The 22241-nt window shown below is 60.7% G+C and carries 20 protein-coding genes and 1 pseudogene; 17 read left to right on the forward strand and 4 right to left on the reverse strand.

Annotated elements, in window-relative coordinates; all coding sequences use genetic code 11:
• Positions 1–2 precede the first annotated feature (2 nt).
• The 4 genes from PSH97_RS00765 to PSH97_RS00780 are packed head-to-tail and all read left to right on the forward strand — an operon-like array spanning position 3 to position 3850.
• Positions 3–1517: a TolC family protein gene (locus PSH97_RS00765; RefSeq protein WP_305447714.1), complete on the forward strand. Its 1515-nt coding sequence runs from the start codon at positions 3–5 to the stop codon at positions 1515–1517.
• Entirely contained in the window at positions 1501–2106 is a 606-nt protein-coding gene (gene cysC / locus PSH97_RS00770) for an adenylyl-sulfate kinase (protein WP_305447715.1), read from the forward strand. The genes PSH97_RS00765 and cysC overlap by 17 nt, the downstream gene beginning before the upstream one ends.
• A complete protein-coding gene (locus PSH97_RS00775) occupies positions 2103–2888 on the forward strand; it encodes an aspartyl/asparaginyl beta-hydroxylase domain-containing protein (protein WP_305449730.1) in 786 nt (261 codons plus the stop codon). Before cysC ends, PSH97_RS00775 begins: the two co-directional genes overlap by 4 nt.
• A complete protein-coding gene (locus PSH97_RS00780) occupies positions 2876–3850 on the forward strand; it encodes a sulfotransferase family protein (protein WP_305447716.1) in 975 nt (324 codons plus the stop codon). Before PSH97_RS00775 ends, PSH97_RS00780 begins: the two co-directional genes overlap by 13 nt.
• 45 nt (positions 3851–3895) lie before the next feature.
• Here the strand turns inward: PSH97_RS00780 and PSH97_RS00785 are convergent, their stop codons facing one another.
• Both PSH97_RS00785 and PSH97_RS00790 read right to left on the reverse strand, forming a co-directional pair.
• Positions 3896–4654 (reverse strand): slipin family protein, encoded by a 759-nt coding sequence (locus PSH97_RS00785; RefSeq protein ID WP_305447717.1) that lies wholly within the window; start codon positions 4652–4654, stop codon positions 3896–3898.
• Between the two features lie 22 nt (positions 4655–4676).
• On the reverse strand, positions 4677–5204 hold the full coding sequence (locus PSH97_RS00790) for an NfeD family protein (RefSeq protein WP_305447718.1): 528 nt from the start codon (positions 5202–5204) through the stop codon (positions 4677–4679).
• Between the two features lie 192 nt (positions 5205–5396).
• Here PSH97_RS00790 and PSH97_RS00795 point away from each other — a divergent pair, with 192 nt between their 5' ends.
• The 8 genes and pseudogenes from PSH97_RS00795 to pgaD all read left to right on the forward strand — a co-directional run bounded on the left by PSH97_RS00795 (position 5397) and on the right by pgaD (position 15591).
• The gene (locus PSH97_RS00795; RefSeq protein ID WP_305447719.1) at positions 5397–5864 is read left to right on the forward strand and encodes an aminoacyl-tRNA deacylase; all 468 of its coding nucleotides are present in this window, start codon (positions 5397–5399) and stop codon (positions 5862–5864) included.
• Between the two features lie 132 nt (positions 5865–5996).
• Positions 5997–6242: a DUF2789 domain-containing protein gene (locus tag PSH97_RS00800; protein ID WP_305447720.1), complete on the forward strand. Its 246-nt coding sequence runs from the start codon at positions 5997–5999 to the stop codon at positions 6240–6242.
• 231 nt (positions 6243–6473) lie between these two features.
• Positions 6474–7109 (forward strand): NADH:ubiquinone oxidoreductase subunit N, encoded by a 636-nt coding sequence (locus tag PSH97_RS00805; RefSeq protein ID WP_305447721.1) that lies wholly within the window; start codon positions 6474–6476, stop codon positions 7107–7109.
• A 280-nt stretch (positions 7110–7389) separates the two neighbouring features.
• Positions 7390–8901 (forward strand): YdgA family protein, encoded by a 1512-nt coding sequence (locus tag PSH97_RS00810; protein WP_305447722.1) that lies wholly within the window; start codon positions 7390–7392, stop codon positions 8899–8901.
• 320 nt (positions 8902–9221) lie between these two features.
• Complete coding sequence (gene pgaA / locus PSH97_RS00815; RefSeq protein ID WP_305447723.1) at positions 9222–11702, forward strand: poly-beta-1,6 N-acetyl-D-glucosamine export porin PgaA; 2481 nt, start codon at positions 9222–9224, stop codon at positions 11700–11702.
• Between the two features lie 12 nt (positions 11703–11714).
• A complete protein-coding gene (pgaB, locus tag PSH97_RS00820; RefSeq protein ID WP_305447724.1) occupies positions 11715–13712 on the forward strand; it encodes a poly-beta-1,6-N-acetyl-D-glucosamine N-deacetylase PgaB in 1998 nt (665 codons plus the stop codon).
• A gap of 1 nt (position 13713) precedes the next feature.
• Entirely contained in the window at positions 13714–15069 is a 1356-nt protein-coding gene (gene pgaC, locus PSH97_RS00825) for a poly-beta-1,6-N-acetyl-D-glucosamine synthase (RefSeq protein ID WP_305447725.1), read from the forward strand.
• Positions 15066–15591 (forward strand): annotated as a pseudogene (gene pgaD, locus PSH97_RS00830) (poly-beta-1,6-N-acetyl-D-glucosamine biosynthesis protein PgaD). Before pgaC ends, pgaD begins: the two are co-directional and overlap by 4 nt.
• Before the next feature lie 42 nt (positions 15592–15633).
• Here pgaD and PSH97_RS00835 read toward each other — a convergent pair.
• Positions 15634–17163, reverse strand: a complete 1530-nt coding sequence (locus PSH97_RS00835) for an apoptosis inducing factor family protein (protein ID WP_305447726.1) — start codon at positions 17161–17163, stop codon at positions 15634–15636.
• 139 nt (positions 17164–17302) lie between these two features.
• Between PSH97_RS00835 and PSH97_RS00840 the strand changes: the two genes are divergently transcribed.
• From PSH97_RS00840 to PSH97_RS00860, 5 genes are all read left to right on the forward strand, one after another.
• Entirely contained in the window at positions 17303–17863 is a 561-nt protein-coding gene (locus PSH97_RS00840) for a YbhB/YbcL family Raf kinase inhibitor-like protein (protein ID WP_305447727.1), read from the forward strand.
• An 86-nt stretch (positions 17864–17949) separates the two neighbouring features.
• Positions 17950–19683, forward strand: coding sequence for a VWA domain-containing protein (locus PSH97_RS00845; RefSeq protein ID WP_305447728.1), 1734 nt, complete (start codon positions 17950–17952; stop codon positions 19681–19683).
• Between the two features lie 8 nt (positions 19684–19691).
• A complete protein-coding gene (locus PSH97_RS00850) occupies positions 19692–20273 on the forward strand; it encodes an RNA polymerase sigma factor (RefSeq protein WP_305447729.1) in 582 nt (193 codons plus the stop codon).
• On the forward strand, positions 20270–20869 hold the full coding sequence (locus PSH97_RS00855) for a hypothetical protein (RefSeq protein WP_305447730.1): 600 nt from the start codon (positions 20270–20272) through the stop codon (positions 20867–20869). The genes PSH97_RS00850 and PSH97_RS00855 overlap by 4 nt, the downstream gene beginning before the upstream one ends.
• Before the next feature lie 20 nt (positions 20870–20889).
• On the forward strand, positions 20890–21159 hold the full coding sequence (locus PSH97_RS00860; RefSeq protein ID WP_241015327.1) for a hypothetical protein: 270 nt from the start codon (positions 20890–20892) through the stop codon (positions 21157–21159).
• Positions 21160–21625: 466 nt separating this feature from the next.
• Here PSH97_RS00860 and PSH97_RS00865 read toward each other — a convergent pair whose 3' ends face one another.
• A complete protein-coding gene (locus PSH97_RS00865) occupies positions 21626–21919 on the reverse strand; it encodes a DUF3077 domain-containing protein (RefSeq protein ID WP_305447731.1) in 294 nt (97 codons plus the stop codon).
• Positions 21920–22241 lie beyond the last annotated feature (322 nt).

Below are 22241 nucleotides of genomic sequence, written 5' to 3' on the forward strand. Positions count from 1 at the left end.
GGATGAAGAGATGTCAGAAGTTATTCGGCGCCAGCTTGCTGGCGCTGGCGATCAGCGGATGTGCAGTCACCAGTGAACCGATCGAACGTAGCGTCAGCCAACAGCGCGCCAAAAGCGATCTGCAAAACATGTACACGGGGCAGGAGCCTCTCAGTGGCCCACTGACCCTGCACCAGGCCATGGCCCGCGCGGTGAAATACAACCTCGAAGGCCGGCTCAAGATCATGGAAGAGGCCCTGGCCAAGCGCCAACTCGACCTCGCCAGTTTCGACATGCTGCCGCGCATGGCGTTGGACGCCGGGTACGTGGGGCGTAATAACGTCAGCGCTTCCAGCAGTCAGAGCGTGGAAACCGGCGCCCAGTCCCTGGAACCATCGACCTCCCAGGACCGCGACCGTGAAGTGGCGGACCTGACCATGGTCTGGAACGTGCTCGATTTTGGCGTCAGCTATATCAGTGCCAAGCAGCAGGGCGATCAGCGGCTGATCGTGCAGGAGCGGCGGCGCAAGGTCATCAACACCATCGTGCAGGACGTGCGCTCGGCCTATTGGCGAGCCATGGCCGCCGAACGTTTGCTCAAGCAAATCGACAGCCTGATGGCTCGGGTCGAAACCGCTCGCACCAATAGCCAGAGCATGAGCGAGCAGCGCATCGGTGATCCGATTCAGGCGTTGGGTTATCAGCGCTCACTGATCGAAGCCACCCGGCAACTGGAGGAGCAACGCCGCGCACTGTCGCTGGCAAAAACCGAACTGGCGACCCTGATCAACCTGCCTCTGAGCACCGAGTTGACGCTGGCGACCCAGGATGACTATGTCATTCCGGAACTCAAGGTCGACCTCGCCAGCCTGGAGCAGGAAGCCCTGACCAGTCGGCCGGAGTTGCGAGAGCAGGATTACCAGACCCGCATCAGCGCCGCCGAAACCCGCAAAGCCATGCTGCGTCTGCTGCCGGGGCTGGAGTTTTCCGCTGGTGGGCATTACGACAGCAACTCGTTTTTGGTGGAACAGGGCTGGGCGGATTACGGGGTGAAAGTCACCTGGAACCTGTTCAATGTGATTTCCGCGCCCGCCGCGATCGACGTCGCCAAGGCGGGTGAAGAAGTCGCGACGGCGCGTCGGCAGGCGATGTCGATTGCCATCCTGGCGCAGCTTTACGTGGCCAACGCCAACTATCGCGAGGCGATGCGGCAGTTCAAGACCAATCAGCAACTGTCAGACATTGATGGGCAAATCGTCGGTCAACTGCGCAACCGCTATCAGGCGGCCGGGCTGGGTGAACTGGACCTGATCCAGGGCGAACTGAACACCTTGCAGGCCGATCTGCGTCGTGACCTGTCCTACGCCGACCTGCGCAACGCTTACGGGCAAATCTTCGCCAGTGCCGGTCTCGATCCGCTGCCGGACGAAGTGCAATCGACCGAAGTCCAGTCCATCGCCACGGCCCTGGCCAATCGCGAAGAGGCGTGGGCGGCGGGCAATATCTCAGTGCCGGTGGCCCATGCCCCGGTCCAATAACCTGCTGGCGCCGACGGCGAGCATCAGCCGCGCCCAAAGAGAGGCCCGCAATGGTCATCGCGGCACGGCGGTTCTGCTGACCGGTTTACCGGCAGCGGGCAAGTCGACGTTGGCCCAGGCACTGCACGCCGAGCTGTTCGAGCACGGCGTACAGAGTGTGGTGCTCGATGGCGACGGACTGCGGGTAGGGCTCAATCGCGATCTGGGGTTTACCGACAGCGATCGCCTGGAAAACATTCGCCGCGCCAGTGAACTCGCGGCACTGTTGGTCGAGAACGGACAAATTGTCATCCTCGCGATGATCGCGCCCTTGGTGGAGTTGCGTGAATTGTTCGCCCGACGGCTGGGCGAGGATTACCACGAAGTCTGGTGCAGCGCCTCGTTGGCGGTGTGTGAACAGCGTGATCCCAAAGGTCATTACGCCCGGGCTCGACGGGGTGAGTTGGCGGGGTTTACCGGTGTTTCCGCGCCTTACGAACCACCTCCGTCTGCGTCGCTAGTGCTCGACACGGGCGCGCAGTCGGTGGAGGCCTGTCTCGACCGTTTGCTGACCTGGCTCGGCGAATGCGCGGTGCTGCCGAAACGATGAGCCTGCCGGCCTTCTCCCGCTTGCCGGTAACGGTGGATCTGCCGTTGCTGTTGCAGGCGCTGGCGGCGATTGGCGAGGATGACTGGCACAGTCACTTCAATAGCGATTATTACGTTGGCGACTGGAGCGGTGTGGCGCTGATTTCCGCGACCGATGCCTTGACTGAACTGTCGCCCGGTCGCGGCGAGACTCTTTTGCGTGCGCCCTGGCTGCAAGATATTCGTTGGCAGCAAGGGCTGCGGGATCTGCCGCTGCAGATCGTCTGCGCGCGCCTGTTACGGCTCGGCCCGGGCGGGCGCATCCATGAACATCGCGACTATGATCTGGGCGAACCAGACGCTGACTTGCGTCTGCACATCCCGCTGCTCAGCCCACCCCAAGTGGACTTTCTGCTGGATGGCCAACGCATGCCGATGGCCGCAGGCGAATGCTGGTTTCTCGACCTTTCGCGGCCTCATCGCGTGGACAATCGCGACACCCAGGCACGGATTCATCTGGTGCTCGATTGCCGGCCCGGTGCCTGGCTGGAGCAGGCGATTATCGACGGGCTGGCGACTACGCCGTCACCGGAAATCGGTCATGACGCTTTTGCGCGGTTCAAGGTGTTGGTGGCCAGTGATCCGCAGCTGTGCAAGTCCTTGCAGGGGTTGCAGGACAACGAAGCTTTTATCGTCCGTACTTTGGAACTGGCCGCCGAGCGTGGACTGGCGTTCACCCGTGAACAACTGCGCGCGGCGATGCGCGACGGTCGTCGTCAATGGAATGAACAATGGAGCGCCTGAACCTCGAAGGCTGGTTGCCGATCCGCGTCTGGCAAGAGGTCGGGCAATGGCAAGTCGACTGGTGCTGGTTCGGTGACACGCGCCTGCATCAGCCGTTTTTTCGTGATGCTGTGGAAGACGCGCTGCGACTGCCGTTCAATCAGGCGTTTCGCCGGAAAACGGCATTGTCGACCCTTGTTGACTGGCAGGCTTGCAGTCCCGGCCTGGCCCCAAGTGCCTTTATCTTTCACGCCTCCCGCTGCGGCTCAACCCTGATCAGCCAGATGTTGGCGCAACTCGATAACCACGTTGTCATCAGCGAACCACCGCCGCTGGATGCGTTGCTGCGCAGTGATTTGCCCGCCGTTGAGCGCCGTGCCGCCATCAAAGGGTTGCTGTCTGCCTACGGGCAACGTCGGCTTGGCGTGGAGCAACGGCTGGTGATCAAACTCGACGCCTGGAACATTGGTGAACTGCCGTTGTTGCGCGAATGCTTCCCCGAAACACCGTGGTTGTTTCTTTATCGCGATCCATTGGAAATCGCCGTCTCGCATCTGCGTCGCCCGGGCATGCACATGGTGCCGGGGATGATCGGGGCGAGCGTGCTGGATGAGGAGTTTCCGTTCAGCAGCCGTGAGGATTACATCGCCCGGAGATTGGGGCGGTTGCTGGCATCGGGGTTGGCGCAATGCCTGGCGTTTGGCGGCCTGGCGGTGAACTACAGCGAACTGCCGCAGGCCATGGCGGGGCGTTTGGCAACGTTCTTTGCGTTGGATATCGAGCAACGCAGGCAAGTGTTTACGGCGGTGGGGCAACATGCCAAGCAGTCGTCGCAAGTGTTTGTCGATGATCGCGATGGCAAGCGTCGTGAAGCCTCGGTGCTGCTTCGTGAGCGGGTGGAACACTGGACGCGCGAGCCTTATGAGGCATTGGAAAAGGATCGCAGCCTTCACCTCCTACAATGGCCCGGCGTACACCTGTAGGAGCTGCCGAAGGCTGCGATCTTATGGGGCCGACAGATTATTTCCTTAGGGTTTTGACGACAAATCCGCCATCCCTTTGAGCAACTCGATCGGCAGCGGGAAGACGATGGTCGAACTCTTGTCCCCGGCAATCGAACTCAGCGTCTGCATGTAACGTAATTGCATGGCCCCCGGTTGGCGGCCGAGCATTTCGGCAGCCTGCATGAGTTTTTCCGAGGCCTGCAATTCGCCTTCGGCGTGGATCACCTTGGCCCGACGTTCCCGTTCGGCCTCGGCCTGTTTGGCGATGGCGCGAATCATCGATTCGTTGAGGTCCACGTGCTTGATCTCGACGTTGGCCACCTTGATGCCCCAGGCGTCAGTTTGCGCATCGAGCACTTGCTGGATGTCGACGTTCAAGCGTTCCCGTTCGGCCAGCAATTCATCGAGTTCATGTTTACCGAGCACCGCCCGCAATGTGGTCTGCGCCAGTTGGCTGGTGGCCATGAGAAAGTCTTCGACCTGAATGATCGCCCTTTGCGGATCGAGCACGCGGAAATACAGCACCGCATTGACCTTGACCGAGACGTTGTCGCGGGTGATCACGTCTTGCGCCGGTACGTCGAGCACCACGGTACGCAAGTCGACGCGAACCATTTGCTGAACTGCTGGAATCAGCAAAATCAGGCCAGGGCCTTTGACTTGCCAGAAGCGCCCGAGCTGGAACACCACGCCGCGTTCGTATTCGCGCAGGATACGGAAGGCCGATCCCGCCAGTGCAATCAGCAATAACAGGAGCGCGGAAAAACCCAGTTGCAGACCCATGACTATTCTCCACCATCATTGTTTATGCGGGCGCCGCGTCAGCCGCGGCCACTTCCAGCAGTAGCCCCTTGCGTGCCACCACCCGGACCTGTTGTCCCGGATGCAGCGGTGTTGCGCTCAATATCTGCCATTGCTCGCCTTGCAAGTGCACCCAACCGAAATAAGCACTACCAGCCTGCAACGACGTTACCTGCGTCACACTGCCCAGCAATTCGTCGTCGCCGCTGACGTTGCGGCGCGGTCGGGTTTTCAGGGCGCGGATCAGCAGGAAAGTCAGCAGCAGTGCGCTGATCAGCCCCAAACCGATCATCAAGGGAACAGGGAGCTCGGCGTTGGTCAGAATCACCGCGCCGAGCACGAACATCACAAGGCCGCCCAGACCGACCACGCCGTAATTGGGCAAGACCGCCTCGGCGATCAGAAACGCAATGCCGAACGTGATCAGCCAGATCCCGATAGGGTTGGGAACCAGCAAGATGACGGTGTCCGCTGCGAAAACCGATCCGCTCAAGGCCAGCAGCAGCGCCATGGCACAACAACGAATGCTCACTTGACCCTCCGCAAGAGTGACCCTGCATACAAGTCTAGTTGAGCCTGTGCTTGTATAAATTTTGACCAGTTGTCGACAGTGTCCGACGGGCGGATTTCCCGCCGGATGCCACCAGCGGGCCTAGACTTTTAATGGAGACAAAAAAGTTAACTATCGTCCGCGATTTCGTTACTACGGACACCGAGGTGCATCATGCGTATGGCAAAAACCGTGCAGAACAGCCTCGATAAGGCTCACTGCGAATATGACATCGTGTCTCACCCGCACTCGGCCAGTAGCCTTGAAACGGCTCGGCTCGCGGGCATCCCTGCCGAACGGGTCGCCAAATCGGTGATTCTCGACGACAGCCACGGCCACTACTTGATGGCCGTGCTGCCCGCCAGCTGTCACCTGGACCTGAGCAAAGTACGTGGGAGCGGCGAATGGCAAGTCACCCGGGAAAGCAACCTGCCGCGCCTGTTCGACGATTGCGAACGCGGTGCCGTGCCTGCACTGGGCGAATCCTACGGGATGGATATGGTCATCGACCCACTGCTGACCCGGCAGAAAGACATCTACCTCGAAGCCGGCAACCACAGCAATCTGGTGCACATGAGCGTGCCGGAATTTCTGAAAATGGTGCCCCATGCCCAGGTGTGCGAGTTGAGTCAGTCGGCATAGCGTTGATCTGACTACCGTCATCGCGGGCAAGCCTCGCTCCCACAGGACTTGCGAAAACCCTGCGGGAGCGGGCTTGCCCGCGAATAGCCGCACCGCAGTCACCCATTCAATACGATCAAGAAGGAGCCAAACATGGAATCCCCTACCCACAGCCTCTCATCCCTCTTCAAACAACTCGGCCTGCCTGATGACGCCGAAAGCATCGATAAATTCATCGCCACCCATTCACCACTCAAACCCGAACTGCACCTGGCGGACGCGTTCTTCTGGAGTGAGAGCCAGGCAGAGCTGCTGCGTAAGGAGATTCTGGATGATGCCGATTGGGCGGAGGTGGTAGATCAGCTGGATGTGCTGTTGAGGAAGGGGCGGGGGGTGTAAAAAAAATGGTGAGTGGTCAGAAATGAGCAAAAACTTAATTTGTCAGCTTTTTCCAGGGTTGCTCAGGTAATAGACCAGAATAAAGTCGTTTCTTTGGGTGGCGGCCGGGAAAGCGGACGAACGCAAGGGTCACACCCCGGCAAACCCTGAAGCCGTTGCTATGCTTTGACTTGATGGGGGCGCGCGGCGAACCCGTCGATCAAGGCTTGCGTTGGTCATGGGGATCTAATAATGAAAAACCCTTACGCTCCCGGCTTCTGGTGCGCCATTGCGGCATTGGTTTTGCTGTCGGCCACCTATTTCTACGGCGTCATGCTGGCCCACCAGCTCGACACGGCGCTGATATTCCTCGACAGCGTGGTGGCGTTGATCGCCGTGATGGCTATCGTGGTGGTCGCCTGGGCTTCTTTACAGAGCCAGCGCATCAAGAAACGACAACTCGAACAAGGCAAGACCCTGGTGCTGATCTGGGATACCAAGGTGGCTTTGCGTCGCGTCGAAACGGTATTCGACCGGTATTTCTGGGGCAGTTACTGGCAACCGGGGCGCACCTTCCAGGAAGTCATGGGCGAACTCACCGGCACGCCGCTGGAAAAGAGCCTCGAAACCTTGAAAAAACAATGCCTGGCGCTGGACAAGCAAGTGGCCGATGAGGGCTGGCACTGGCTCAACAATGCCCGAGAGCTGTCCGATGTCGCCAACGCCATGGCCCGCGAACGCTATCAGTTGGATTTCTGCGACCCGCGCGCGGAAGTGACCGGCGGGGCGGTGATCAATCGGGATTTCGAAGTGCTGGTGTATACGTGGACGGCGCGGCTGAAAAGCTTCGATCATCAGCTTGATGAAATTGAAGTGCAGTATTCGTGAATTGAGGTTGGCTGGACTGACGCCATCGCGGGCAAGCCCGCTCCCACAGGTTCAGCGCGATCCTTGTGGGAGCGGGCTTGCCCGCGATGGCAATCTTACAGCCGCCGAAACTCTCGCTTCTTCTGCGCGGTCCATAGACACTCTTTCACCTTTAATCATTGGGCCGTCTTGCGGCGCAAATGCTAATCTCCATCCCACTTTTAGCGAAGTCGAGCCGCAACCCGTCATGGGTTCAGGGAAGACGACCACACTTTCACAACGGACATTGAACGGATACTTCATGAATAAATCAGCAGGCGTGCTTCTAGGAATTGTCGTGGCCATCGGTGCAATCAGCGCTGGCGGTGCGTGGTACACCGGCAGCAAACTCGATGGGGTGCTGAACACCTCGATCGCCGACGCCAACAAAGAGCTGCAAGCCGCGCTGGCTGGTTCCAACGGCACGGCGTCGCTGGAGCTGGTGTCGCTGGACCGCCATGTGTTCAGCAGCACCGCGCACTACCGCCTCAAGGGCGAGGGCGAGATGTTTGGTGAAGCGCCCGTCGAGTTGCTGTTCGTCGATCGCATCGAACACGGCCCGCTGCCGTTCTCGCGCCTGGTGTCGCTGAAGTGGTTGCCGGTCCTGGCTACCAGTCACTACGAGCTGGAAAAGACCCCGCTGACCGAGAAGTGGTTCGCGGCCGCCAAGGACAATTCCCCGGTCAAAGGCGTGGTCAACATCGGCTACGACAATTCCACCAAGGGCACCCTCGAATTTCTGCCGCTGGAAACAGCGCTGGATGACAAATCCAATCTGACTTTCTCCGGTATGAAACTCGATGTAGCCGCCAGTGCCCAGGCACAAAAGGTCAAGGCCGACGGTTACATGGACAGCCTGAAGCTGACCACCGTGGCCGAAGATCAAACCCCGGTGCAGGTCGAGCTCAATGGCTTGACCGTGGCCAGTAACCTGAACAAAAGCACGTACGGCTATTACACCGGCGAAAACACTATCGAGCTGACCAACAGCAAGACCACCTTCGGCGCCAAGCAGTCGGTACTCGGCGTCAAGAACTTTGAAATGAAGAACAAGACCGAGGAATCGGGCACCAACGCTTCGGGGCGTGCCGATTACAAGGTCGGTGAAGTGTCTTTGAACGGCAAGACTGTCGGTTCTGCGCAGATGGCCATGAGCCTGAAAAACCTCGACATTCCGTCAACGATGTCGCTGATGCAGATCTACCAGACCAAACTGCAACCGTACGAAAAGGCCGCCGCTGAAGCTGCCGCCGCCGGTCTACCAGCGCCGGAACTGAACCTGACCCCGGCCGAAGAGGCACAGGTCAAGACCGGCCTGGAGAAACTGCTGGCCGCCGGCCCGCAGGTGGCTCTGGAAAACCTGTCGTTCAACACCAGCAACGGCGAAAGTCGCGCCAACCTGGTGCTGGACCTGACCAAACCACAATCCATGGACCTGCCGCCAGACCAATTGGTCAAGCAGTTGATCGCCCTGCTGGACTTCAACCTGTTGGTGTCCAAGCCGATGCTGGTTGACGTGCTCACCGTGCAGTCGCAAATCGACGGCCAGACCGACGCCAAGTTGATCGCCGATCAGGCGAGCGCAACCGCCGACATGTTCAGCAGCATGGCGGTCGGCACGCAATTGGCGAAACTGGACGGTAACAACGTCGTCACCAAGCTGCACTACGCCAACAATCAGGTGGACTTCAACGGCCAGAAAATGACCCTCGAAGAGTTTGTCGGCTTCGTGATGAGCAAACTCGGCGGCACGGGCGACGTCACCCTCCAGTAAAACTGCAGGCTTCAGCGCAGCGCCCGGCCTCTGCAACACGCAGACGCCGGGCGTTTTGCTGTCTGGGGTTTCGAAACGGGGAGAGGGGGAGAAGATTCCAATGCCGGTCAGCCAAGGTGCGGAACCTGTGGGAGCGGGCTTGACTGACTGGAGATGGCCCGAACGTCACGAATCTGAACAATTATTGTGTTCTGAAGAGTCGACTACGTTCGCATGCAAAACTGCGTCGATAAAGCTTGGCTGGGTCTTTCGACCCGGCTTTCCGCTACGAATGGGCAAGGGACATTGCGACCCGGCTGGCCATGTAAGGATGCTGACGAATGCCGTGTTTTGCTGGTCCCTTTATTCATCGTGGTTTGCGCCCCTTGTTTCGCGTTGCGCTGTGCGGCCAGTTGCTGTGGCCGATGCAGGCGCTCGCCGACACCCCCTACGACCAAATGGTTCGCGACGCACGGGCCGGCAATTACACGCCTGCGCTGACTGTGTTGCGCCAGGTGCCGGTAAACCAGGCCACCACCGGCCAGATCAGTGATCACTTACAGATCGCCAGCTGGGCGGGTCTGGACGCCGAAGTGGTCCAGGTCTATGAAACCCAGGGGCACAATCGGGCGCTGCCGGTTCAGGCCCTGACCGCCACCGCGCGTGCCTATCGCAACCTCAAGCGCTGGGACTCGGCGACCCAGGTGTACAACAAGGCCCTGGCCCTTGAACCGCAAAATCCCGACCTGCAGCTGGGCCTGGCAATGACCCAGGCCGACGCCGGTAAACCTGACGAGGCCGTTGCCCGCGCCAGGGCGCTGGTGGCGGCGAAACCGGATGACCCTTCCCGCCGCCTGGCCCTGGCCTATGCCTTGACCCACGCCGGCGCCACCTACGAGGCGTTGTTTGAATACGACCAGGCTTTCATCCGCGCCGGCAGCAAGCCCGATGTCGCTCGGGAATACGTGATTGCCCTGCAGCGCGCTCGCCTGCCAGAACCGGCCTTGCGCCTGGCTCGCCAGCGGCCCGGGTTGCTGGATCCGGTCACGCTGCGACGCCTTGAAGGTGACCTGGCCGCAGAACGTGTGCGCCTGGCCGAACTGGCGACTCGCAGCGAAAAAGAACGTTATGTGATCGCCGATCGGGCGCTGGCCGATTACGACCAGTTGCTGTCGACCTGGACACCGGATTCTCAGGCCCACGATGACGTCATCCGTTGGCGAATCGATCGCATGGGCGCCCTCAAGGCCCGTGCGCGCACCGCCGATGTGATCGCCGAATACCAGAAGCTGCTCGCCGAAGGCGTGAAGATTCCGACCTACGCCCTGCGTTGGGTGGCGTCGTCCTATCTGGACCAGCGTCAGCCAGAAATCGCCACCGATTTGTATCGTCAGGTGCTGGTGGCACCGGATGCCGATGTCGGCGACCGCCTGGAAGATAGCACCGCGCTCTATTACGCCTTGCTCGAAAGCGATAAGGCCGATGAAGCGCGTCAGGTCGCCGAAGACCTGGCCAAGACTCAGAAACCGCGGGTCGAGCTCAAGGGCTTGCCGGTGGGCAATCCCAACGATGAATGGATGGACGCGCAGCAACTCGCCGCCCAGGCCGGCACCTACGGCGCTGATCTACCGTCGGGCGAGCAGCGTTTGCAGGTGCTGGTGAATCAGGCACCGGGCAACCTCGGCCTGCGTCTGGCCCAGGCCGATCTGTACCTGGCCCGGGACTGGCCACGGCGCGCCGAAAATCAGCTCAAGGAAACCGAGAGCATGGCACCACGGGACATCGGCCTGGAAGTTGCGCAAGGCCACACCGCCATGGACCTGCAGGAATGGCGGCAGATGGATGCGCTGACCGACGATGTGGTCGCGCGTTTTCCGGACAACCGTCAGGTCCAGCGTTTGCAGCGTCAGCGTGCGGTCCATGACATGGCCGAGCTGCGGGTGGAGGCCTACGGCGGCAAGAGTTATGGCGGTGGCAACGGCGACGTCGGGGCGGTCAACGGCAGCCGCGATTTCGGCATCGAAACCACGCTGTACAGCCCGCCCATCGATGAAGACTGGCGTCTGTTCGCCGGTGCCGGTTACGCCACCGGCGACTTCCAGGAAGGTACCGGCCACCATCGCTTTCAGCGCGTCGGGCTTGAGCGTCGGACTCGCGACATGACCCTGGAAGCGGAAGTCTCCAACCATTCCTACGGCTTCGGTGACAAACAGGGCGCGCGCCTGGCGATTGCCCGAGACATCGACGATCACTGGCAGTACGGCGGCAGCCTCGAATACCTGTCGGCGCAAACGCCGTTGCGGGCCTTGAACAGCGACATCACCGCCAACGGCGGCAGCGGTTTCATCCGTTGGCGCGTCAATGAGAGCCGCGAGTGGAGGCTGGCGGTCAGCCCCTCGCACTTCAGTGACGGCAACAACCGTGTCGAAGCCTTGCTCACCGGTCGCGAGGGTGTTTACCGCGCGCCGGCGTTGCAGGTCGACCTCGGCCTGGAGGTTGGCACCAGCCATAACTCCAAGTCCGACGACGTGCCGTACTTCAACCCCAAATCCGACTTCAGCGTGCTGCCGACGGTGAACGTCAACCATGTGCTCTATCACCGCTACGAAACTTCCTGGAGCCAGCAGTTCCAGGCCGGTGCGGGCACCTATAGCCAGCGCGATCACGGGACCGGCGGCGTCGGCCTGCTGGGTTACGGCCAGCGCTACAGCTGGAACGACGTATTCGAGGTGGGCGGCCTGCTGAGCGTGATCAACCGGCCTTATGACGGCGACCGCGAAACCGATCTGCGCCTGCTCGTCGACCTTACTTACCGCTTCTAGAAGAGTTTGAAGATGCCTTTTATTTCGCGTTTCATCCTTCTGCTGGGAGCGCTGTTGATCAGCGCCTGCGCCCAGCAAGCCCCGGCCTTCGCACCGCCGTCCGAACGCCCGGTGTCGGCCAATGAAAAGTCGTGGCCGAAAAACCATGTGCTCGGGATCTCTTACCACGATGTCGAAGACCGTGACCCCGATCAGGCGGTAGTGGCCGTACGCACCGAGCGCCTGCTCGAGCAACTGGCGTGGCTGCGGGAGAACAACTACACACCGGTCACCGTCGACCAGATCATGGCCGCTCGCAACGGTGGCCCCGAACTGCCGCCACGGGCGATCATGCTGAGTTTCGACGATGGCTATTCGAGCTTCTATACCCGCGTGTTGCCAGTGCTGCGTGCCTATAACTGGCATGCCTTGCTGGCGCCGGTCGGGGTGTGGATCGATACACCGCTGAACCAGCCGGTGGATTTCGCCGGTACACCGCGCAAGCGTTCGGATTTCCTGACCTGGGAGCAGATCCGCGAGATTTCCCGATCCGGCCTGGTGGAAATCGCCGCCCACACCGACGCCAGCCACAAAGGCGTGTTGGCCAACCCGCAAGGCAACCTGCAACCGGCGGCCGCCACTCGGCGTTATGACGCCGCTACCGGGCGCTATGAAACCGAAGCCCAATTCCAAGCCCGGATGCGCGCCGACGTGGCGGCCATCTCGGAGAAGATCCGCAAGGTCACCGGTTACAAACCGCGGGTCTGGGTCTGGCCCTACGGCGCGGCGGACGGCACCTCGCTGCAAGTGGTCAACGAACAGGGTTATCAGATGGCCCTGACCCTGGAAGACGGCCTCGATGCCCTCGACAACCTGATGAGCAGCCCACGCTTTTTGGTGGCCTCGGACCCGGATGGCGAACACTTCGCCAACAGCATCGTCTCGGTGCAGGCCGAATCGCCGATGCGCGTGGTGCATGTGGACCTGGACAACGTCTACGACGCGGACCCGGCGCAACAGGAAATCAACCTCGGCACACTGATCCAGCGCATGGCCGACATGGGCGCCAACACCGTATTCCTCCAAGCCTTCGCCGACCCAGTGGGCGATGGCCTGGTGCATTCGCTGTACTTCCCCAACCGTCACCTGCCAATGCGCGCCGACCTCTTCGACCGCGTAGCCTGGCAGTTGCGTACTCGGGCTAACGTCAAGGTCTTCGCGTGGATGCCGGTGCTGAGTTTTGCCCTGGACTCGAAGTTGCCACGCGTCACTCGCTGGGACCCGAAAACCGCTACCACGTCGATCGATCCGGACCAGTACAAACGCTTGTCGCCATTCGATCCAAACGTGCGGCGCATCATCGGTGAAATCTACGAAGACATGGCACGCCTGACCTCGGTCGACGGCATCCTCTATCACGATGACGCGGTGCTCTCGGACTTCGAAGACGCCGGCCCCGAAGCCCTGAAAATCTATGCCGCCAACGGTCTGTCCGGTTCGATTGCCACCCTGCGCGACGATCCAGCCATGCTGCAACGCTGGACGCGATTCAAGAGTCGCTACCTGATCGATTTCACACATGAGCTGACCGCCAAGGTCCGCGCCATTCGCGGCCCGCAAGTGAAAACGGCGCGCAATATTTTCGCCGAGCCAATGCTCAACCCCGAGAGCGAAGCCTGGTTCGCGCAGAACCTCGACGACTTCCTGGGGGCCTACGACTGGACGGCGCCGATGGCCATGCCGCTCATGGAAAAACAGAGCCTCCAGAAATCCGGCCCTTGGCTCGAAACGCTGGTGGCGACGGTGAAATCGCGCCCCGGCGCACTCGAGCGCACGGTGTTCGAATTGCAGGCCCGTGACTGGACGAAAAAAGCCGACGCCGACATCGACGGCGAACAGTTGGCTGACTGGATGGGCCGTCTCAAGCGTCAGGGCGCCACCAGTTTCGGTTACTACCCGGACAACTTCCTCGAGAACCAGCCGGACCTGAAAGCCGTGCGGCCCGCGCTCTCCAACAAGTGGAATCCATAACATGCTGGACAGACTTCTAGCCCTGCTGGTTCTGGCGATCGTCCTTGGGGTTCCCCTCGGGCTGATCTTTCTGCTCACCGGGCAATTCCTGATGGACTTCGTGTTCTTCTATCCACTGTTCATGTCGGGGTTGTGGATCGCTGGCGGCCTGTATTTCTGGCTGCACTGGGAGCGGCACTGGCCGTGGCAGGACGACACTTTGCCGCCACCGCTGGCCGGCGAACCACTGATCTCGATCCTGATCCCTTGCTACAACGAAGGCGACAACGCGGCCGATACTATCCACGCGGCGCTGGCCCAGCATTACCCGAACATCGAAGTGATCGCGATCAACGACGGCTCCAAGGACAACACCGCCGCGGTGCTCGATGCACTGGCGGCGCAGGATCCGCGTCTACGGGTGCTGCACCTGGCGGAGAACCAGGGCAAGGCCGTGGCCCTGCGCATGGGCGCCATTGCGGCGCGCAGCGAGTATCTGGTGTGCATCGACGGTGACGCGCTGCTGGCGCCGAACACCGCGGCCTATCTGGTGGCGCCGATGCTCGACAATGCGCGACTGGGCGCCGTGACCGGCAACCCGCGAATCCGCACCCGTTCGACCTTGATCGGCCGGGTGCAGGTCGGCGAGTTCTCGTCGATCATCGGCCTGATCAAGCGCACCCAGCGGGTGTTCGGGCGGATCTTCACCGTCTCCGGGGTCATCGTCGCCTTCCGTCGCACGGCCCTGAACCGGGTCGGCTACTGGAGCCCGGACATGATCACCGAAGACATCGACATCAGTTGGAAGCTGCAACTGGATCACTGGAGCATTTTCTACGAGCCCCGCGCATTGTGCTGGATCCTCATGCCCGAAACCCTCGGCGGCCTGTGGAAGCAACGTCTGCGCTGGGCCCAGGGCGGCGCCGAGGTGCTGTTCAAGAACATCCGGGGCATCTGGCAATACCGCCATCGTTACCTCTGGCCGTTGCTGTTCGAATACTGCCTGTCCACCGGTTGGGCGTTCACGTTCCTGCTGTCGGTGATTTTCTGGGGCGTCGGCAAATTCGTTGAAATGCCGCCAGCCATTGCCGTCGATCACCTCATGCCACCGGCGTTTACCGGGCTGCTATTGGCAGTGGTTTGCCTGGTGCAATTCGCGGTCAGCATCCTGATCGACCGCCGTTATGAAAAGGGTCTGGGCAAGACCATGTTCTGGGTGGTCTGGTATCCACTGGTGTTCTGGTTCATCAGCTTGCTTACCACCTTGGTCAGCTTCCCCAAAGTGCTGTTCGGCCAACATCAGAAGCGTGCGCGCTGGGTCAGTCCGGACCGGGGCATCAAGCCGCTGAATGACGATGAAGAGGAGGTCATCAAATGAAAATCATCAGAACCCGGCAGCGGCCCTTTCTGGTCGTGATCGATGTTCTTCTCACCGTGCTCGCCTGGGTCGGTCTCCTGTATTTGCTGGCGCGGGGTTTGTGGCCGTTGATCGATACCCATGCCGGCCCGCGTATCGATGCGTCATTTTTCGACGCCCTCGGCACGTTGCAGATTTACCTGTGGGTGGCGTTGTTGAACGCGGTGATCCTGATCACGTGGGCGTTATCAACAGCGCAAAAGCAAGAGTTTCGCCCAGCGCCGTTTGCCGGCGCCGGTGGTGGATGATCAGGGACTCAGCAAAAGCTTCAAGCTGACCGGCGACCGGCTGACGAAACTGCGCACGCCAGGCTCGATGACCATTCATAACAATCAGGATGGCGATGTCAGCCATGTCGTGACGCATTTCTTCCCGGTCGACCCAGTCCAGCTGCCACCGCCTTTGGCGCCGCTGGAGCATCCGCTGGTGATCCGCCTGCAGGCCGAAGATGACGACAATCGAGAGCCGCTGAGCCACGTCTGAGCCTGCGGCAGGTCCGGGGGATGCGCAGGATTGGGAAAGCGGTTAGCCAACGTCCCGAATCAGGCGCCAGGCCTCGTCCACCGACAGCGGTTGTTTCATGCGTTCGGCGAGCATTGCCATGGCTCGCTCCTGATCGCAGGCAACGGCCGCCGCCACCACGCCGTTCTTGCCGAACAGGCCGATAAACGGTGGATGGTCAGGGTCGCCTTTGAATTCAACCTCGTCCCAGGCCTCGGCGTGTCCGAGGTAGTCGTAGTTTTTGCCGAAGTGCCAGGTCCAGAAGTACGGCACGTCGAGGTAGCGTTCGTCGCCGCCGAGCATATTCGCCGCCGCAATTCGCGCCTGTTGCTGAGCCAGGCGCCAGTGTTCGATCCGTTGCGGCTGACCGTTGAGCGGGAAGGTCGCGATGTCGCCGACGGCCCAGAGCCCGTCGGTCACGCGCATTCCACCGTCGACCTTCAATGACTGGTCTTTTTCCTTCGGCAGATCGGTAAACGGGGTGGTCGCCGGGGTGACGCCAATCCCAACCAGCACCAGATCCGCCGGCAAGCGCTGACCGTTGTCCAGCAGCACCGCTTCGACCTTGCCTGTGCCTTCGATCTGCGCGGCTTCGCCATCGGTATGAAACACCACGCCGTTGGCTTCGTGCAGGGCACGAATCGCCTTGCCGACGGAATCGCCGAATTGCGCCGCGAAAGGGATGGCATGGCGGGCCAGGACGGTGACGTCGAGGCCGTACTGACGCAGGGATGAAGCGCATTCCAGACCAATGAAGCTGTTGCCGATGATCACTGCTCGTTGACCGGGTTTCGCGGCTGTCAGAATCTGCTGCGCCTGCGCCATCGAGCGCAGCACGAATACCTGCGGCAGATCGGCGCCCGGCAACGACAGGGATTTGGGGATGCCGCCGGTGGCGATCACGGCGGCGTCATAGCTCAGCGATTGACCATCGGCCAGGCGCAGGGTCCGGTTCGGCGCATCCAGGCCCAATACATCGCTGTTTATCCGTTCAATGCGCTGTTCGCGATAAAAATCTTCATCGCGCAGCGGCGGCACTTCGTCCGGCGGCATCTCCCCGGCAATTACGAATTTGCTCAATACCGTGCGGTCGTAACCGGCCTCGGGCTCTCGGTCGATCAGCAACACCCGGCCGCCGAAGCCTTTCTCCCGCAGCGCCGCCGCGCAGGCCGTACCAGCGGCGCCGGCACCGATGATCACAAAGGTTCGCTGATCGTCCGCCGGCGGGGTGCTGGGGCTGGGCATCGGCTGGTCGTCGACCCAGACCTCGTCGTCGCGCAACTCCAACGGATAGCGCCGCAGACTGTCCAGGGACGGTGGCTCGCACAGCGCGCCATCTTCGAGTCGATAAGCCGCCTTGTGCCACGGGCAGATCAGCCGGCCCTCACACAGCGCACCTTTGGCCAACGGAGCCCCGGCGTGGGGACATTTGCCCTGATAGGCGCGCAATTGATCGCCGACCCGCAGCAAGACGATTTTCATCTTGTCGATCCGGACTTCAAGGCCACGGTCGTGGGGCACATCGGCGAAACGGGCGACGCGATGCAGTGCCATGATCGATCTCCAGGCAGGTGTTTCACTTAGGAGTTTGGCGCTTATTCCGAGGTTCAGCCAATTCCCGCTGCCACCGCACGAACGGTCCGGCTATAGTTTGCGGGCCGACGATGGCCTCACCCGCACAAGGTGCTCCGGTATGACCCGATTGACCTCTTTGAACCCTTGGCTGGCGGCCGTTGCAGTCGCCTTTTGCGTGCAGTTTCCGGCGCAGGCCCAGGAGCGTTTCACCCTCAGCATTCCCGGTGTTTCGGACAATCGGCTGTTCACCGCGGCGGCGGCCAGCGATGCCAACAGTTGCGGCGGCAAGAACCAGTCCCCGGCCTTGAGCTGGAATGCAGGCCCTGCGGGCACCCTCAGCTACGCCATCGTCATGCACGACCCGGACGGCCAGAAAGGCCTGGGCGTCGATCACTGGATTCATTACGGCATCAAGGCCACCACGCGTCAGATCCCGGCCGGAGTCGGCGCCAAATCCGCCCTCGAAGGCGTGAGTGGCAGCAACAGCAAAGGCACCACTGGCTACATTGGCCCTTGCCCGCCCGTCGGCGACAGCTCCCATCACTACATCATCCAGCTCTACGCCCTGGACCTGGCACCAGACGCCTTGCCCGCCGGCCTGACCCGCGCGCAGCTGATGGAGCAGATCAAAGGCCATGTGCTGAAAAACAGCAGCGTGGTGCGGCGTTATCACCGCTGAAGATTTTTTCCGGTGAGTTAACCCGAACCCGGCGGGCTGTCCGTCTCAGAGGATGAATGAGCAATTTCCTCCTGAGGTCAGCCCCCATGTCCCTCCCTCTGCATTTCCTCCGCCCGGCCGCCCAGGGTTTCGCCGCCGGGTTGCTGCTGACCGTTGCCGGTTGCGGCGGTTCATCCACACCAGCCTCTGAGACGGGCAATCCAGCGGCGGTTGCGCCCCCGGCGCAAAATGCGCCGAAAACTGAAGCATTGGTGCGCGAAGCGGTCATGGCGGACACCGCAATGGCCAAGCGCAGCGCGCGACCGGCGCCCTTGGTTGCTTTCGCGCCAACGCCGGCGGGTGAGGCTTATCCACAGGGCTACCGGGATGAACAGCGTGAGCAATATCAGGCGCTGGCCGATAACCCGATTCACAGCGTGGCCGAAGCGCCGGTCTCGACCTTCAGCGCCGATGTCGATACCGGCGCTTACGCCAACGTCCGGCGCTTGCTCAATCAGGGGCGTTTACCCCCGGAAGGGGCGGTGCGGCTGGAGGAACTGGTCAATTATTTCCCCTACGATTACGCCTTGCCCACCGACGGCTCGCCATTTGGCGTGACCACCGAACTGGCGCCATCACCCTGGAACCCGCATACCCGATTGCTGCGCATCGGCATCAAGGCCTCCGACCGCACGGTGGCGGAGCTGGCCCCGGCGAACCTGGTGTTTCTGGTGGACGTGTCCGGCTCAATGGACCGTCGCGAAGGCTTGCCTCTGGTCAAAAGCACCCTGAAATTGCTGGTCGATCAACTGCGCGAGCAGGACCGGATTTCGCTGGTGGTCTACGCCGGAGAATCCCGTGTGGTGCTGGAGCCAACGTCCGGACGGGAAAAAGCGAAAATTCGTACCGCCATTGATCAATTGACCGCAGGCGGCTCGACCGCCGGCGCGTCGGGTATCGAACTGGCTTATCAAATGGCCCAACAGGCGTTTATCCCCAAAGGCATCAACCGCATCCTGCTGTCCACCGACGGTGACTTCAACGTCGGCATCAGCGACTTCGACAGCCTCAAGCAAATGGCTGTGGATAAACGCAAGACCGGCGTCTCTCTGACTACCCTGGGTTTTGGTGTGGATAACTACAATGAACACCTGATGGAACAACTGGCCGATGCTGGCGACGGCAACTACGCCTACATCGACAACCTGCGCGAAGCGCGCAAAGTGCTGGTGGATCAGCTCGGCTCGACCCTCGCAGTAGTAGCGAAAAACGTGAAGCTGCAGGTGGAGTTCAACCCGGCGCAGGTCAGTGAATATCGGCTGTTGGGCTATGAGAACCGCGCCTTGAAGCGTGAGGATTTCAGCAACGACAAAGTCGACGCCGGAGAAATCGGTGCAGGGCATACGGTGACGGCGCTGTACGAAATTGTGCCCAAGGGTGAGAAGGGCTGGCTGGAACCGCTACGCTATGCCAATCCTGGGGCCGAGGCTTCCGCAAAAAACGGAGAATTGGCGATGCTGCGGGTGCGTTATCAGTTGCCGGAAGGTGGGAATAGTCGCTTGATCGAGCGGCCAATCCTGAAGGGCGAGGCCGGTAAACTCTCGGCCGCCAGCGATGATCTGCGCTTTGCCGCCGCCGTCGCTGCGTTTTCCCAGCAGCTCAAGGACGGACGCTACACCGGTGATTTCAGCCTGAAAGACACCGAAGCCCTGGCCCGTGGCGCACGAGGCGATGACCAATTCGGCCTGCGCAGTGAATTCGTGCAGCTGGTGGAGCTGGCGCAGAGCCTGCGAAGCTCGACCGCCTCGAATCAACCGCCCAATGACAACCGGATAGAGTGAAAGCTGATATGTCCGATCCTGCAATCAGCTCAACCGCCGGCAGCGATGAATCGCTGCTGGCGCGTTATCGCTCTGGCGACGGGGCGGCGTTCGAAGTTTTGTACGCCCGCCACCGCCAGGGCCTGTATCGATTTCTCCTCGGCCTCAGCGGTAAACCCGAACTTGCCGAAGAGGTCTATCAGGAAACCTGGCTGAGCCTGATCCGCAGCACCAGTCAGCCACAAGGCCGGGCGAACTTTCGTACCTGGCTCTACCAGATTGCCCGTAACCGCCTGATCGATCACTGGCGCAAACATGGCATCCACAACCCCTTGCACGACAGCTATGACGAACAGGCCCACGCACTGATCGACGACGCCGCCGACCCCGAACAACTGCTGAGCCTGAGCCGCGACAGCCAACGCCTCGAAGCCGCCCTGCAAACCCTGCCCGCCGACCAGCGCGAAGTGTTCCTGCTACGCGCCCACGGCGACCTTGACCTGCCGCAGATCGCCACCCTCACCGAAACACCGCTGGAAACCGTTAAAAGCCGCTTGCGCTACGCCCAGCAAAAACTGCGTCGGCTGCTGGCCGAGGAGGTACTGACATGACTGACGCCAAACAAACACCGTCATCGCCCGACGATGAAGTGCTCAAGCATTACCGCGATCGCAGCAGCGGCGAACCACCGGCGCACCTCGACGCCTTCATCCTCGCCACCGCCCACCGCGAAGCCCCCAAACCGAAGCCGAACCTGTGGCAACGCTGGCTCCGCGCCTGCCAACAACCCCGCTGGCAAGTGGCATTCGCCAGCCTCGTTGGCGTGGCCCTGATGCTGGCCCTGGTGCAGCGCACACCCGAACAACTACCGAGTTATGACTTCGCCCCCGCGCCCAAAGCGTCCGCACCGCTCGCCAAACCGGAAGCCGCCGCGCGCTCCCAGGCTGCGCCCGCACCGGCTGCGCCGATGGCGGATTTTGCTGCACCTATGCAACGTGAATCGATCAACAGCGAAATGGCCGACGAAGCCAAACTCAGCAAACGCGCCGCCGCGCCGGTTAAGTCACTGGATGATCAATTACGTGAAGTGATACGCCTGCAAGACGCCGGACAAACCCAAGCCGCCGAGGCGCTGATGACGACATTGCATAAGCGCTTTCCCAAGGAAAACCTTGCGGCAAAACTCAAGGAATTGCAGAAAAAATGAGCTGAACAGCGGTCGACGATTTGGCAACAACACCCGAAAGCGCGCACTATCAGCCCATAGCCGATGCGTTGGAGGATGCCGTGGCCCAAAAAATCGACCGCATCGCCCAAATGCTCAACTGCCCGGTGAAGGGTGAGGAATTAAGGCGAGCAGTGACTGAGAGTCGTAAGGAGTTTCTTCTGGCGAAGCAGGCAGAAGAGGATCTTGAGGAAGACGTTCTTGATGATGAGTTGATCGAGGACGAAGAAGACGATGATGAGTACGACGAGTTTGACTGGACTACTGAATGAAAAAACCGCTTCGGCGGTTTTTTGCCATTAAAGAAGCGCTGTTTGATCTGGAGTTCATCAAGGTGTGTTTATGCGTGTTTTACGCAACAGGTGTGGGGGGGAGCGCTAGCAGTAATGTCGCCGACTACCCAAGAAGCTACCCAAGAACTACTAAGAACTACCCAAGAAATAGTTTGTTACGGCGATGATCATTGGTAGTGACGCAGCTACCTGACGCGTGACAGCGATTTGAACTATCAAGTTTTCCTTGACGGTTGCTCCTGTCTTGTCTGGATCACCAGTGCCTACCGGCAGTTGGCGAGAAGTCCTCAGCCCTTACAATCGCCCACAACACGGCCCCTGTCGGTTGATGCGCTTCGGTGCTGAGACTGCTCGGGGGGAGGTATTTAGAGCGGGGCCACGCGTTCACATCTAACAGTTTTGGAGGCCCCGAAAAATCGGGGCGCATTTCAAGGGTGAGTTGCCGCTATTCTGCGGCTTGTTGCGACGCCGTCTGCGGTGGTCGTGTCAAAACTTTCACCACATCATCAATCACAGCCTTACCCATCGCCGTCAAATAGTGCGCGGCCCAGGCATGGCGATCAGTGTCTTTTGAGTAGGCAGCATCCTCAGCAAACGACTTGGCCAGGAACAACAGGTCGGACGCCTGCGCCAACGCTTCGCTGATGGGCACGCCACCATTCACTCGAAATAGCGGTTCAACAGAGCCGTAGTGGAAGGGTGTGAAGCCGATGGTTTTCAGTTCAGATTGCTCGCTCATTGACCACCTCCGATGTTGGCGAAGCAGTGCATGAAAACGAGCGGTGGGGCGTTACACGATGTGGAAACGAGGTGAGGGAAAAGCCGAAATTTGTACGGATTAATGCTGCGCATAGTTCACTTCCTTGATTTGAGAAGCTGCCGCATCCGATACCAAGCGAATGGGTGGCAGCTGTGCGCAGGTTGGTAAACCGGGGAATCAAGGAAACCGGCACGCCCGAAGACGTCCCACGCACAGCCGCCATAACACAAGATCACAGACGAAAAAAAACGCCTGCAATCGTGTTGGGGGCGCTGTTGCGCCTTATTCCATCGGGTTACCA

Origin of the sequence: Pseudomonas cucumis, from assembly GCF_030687935.1 — a bacterium.
GTDB lineage: Bacteria > Pseudomonadota > Gammaproteobacteria > Pseudomonadales > Pseudomonadaceae > Aquipseudomonas > Aquipseudomonas cucumis.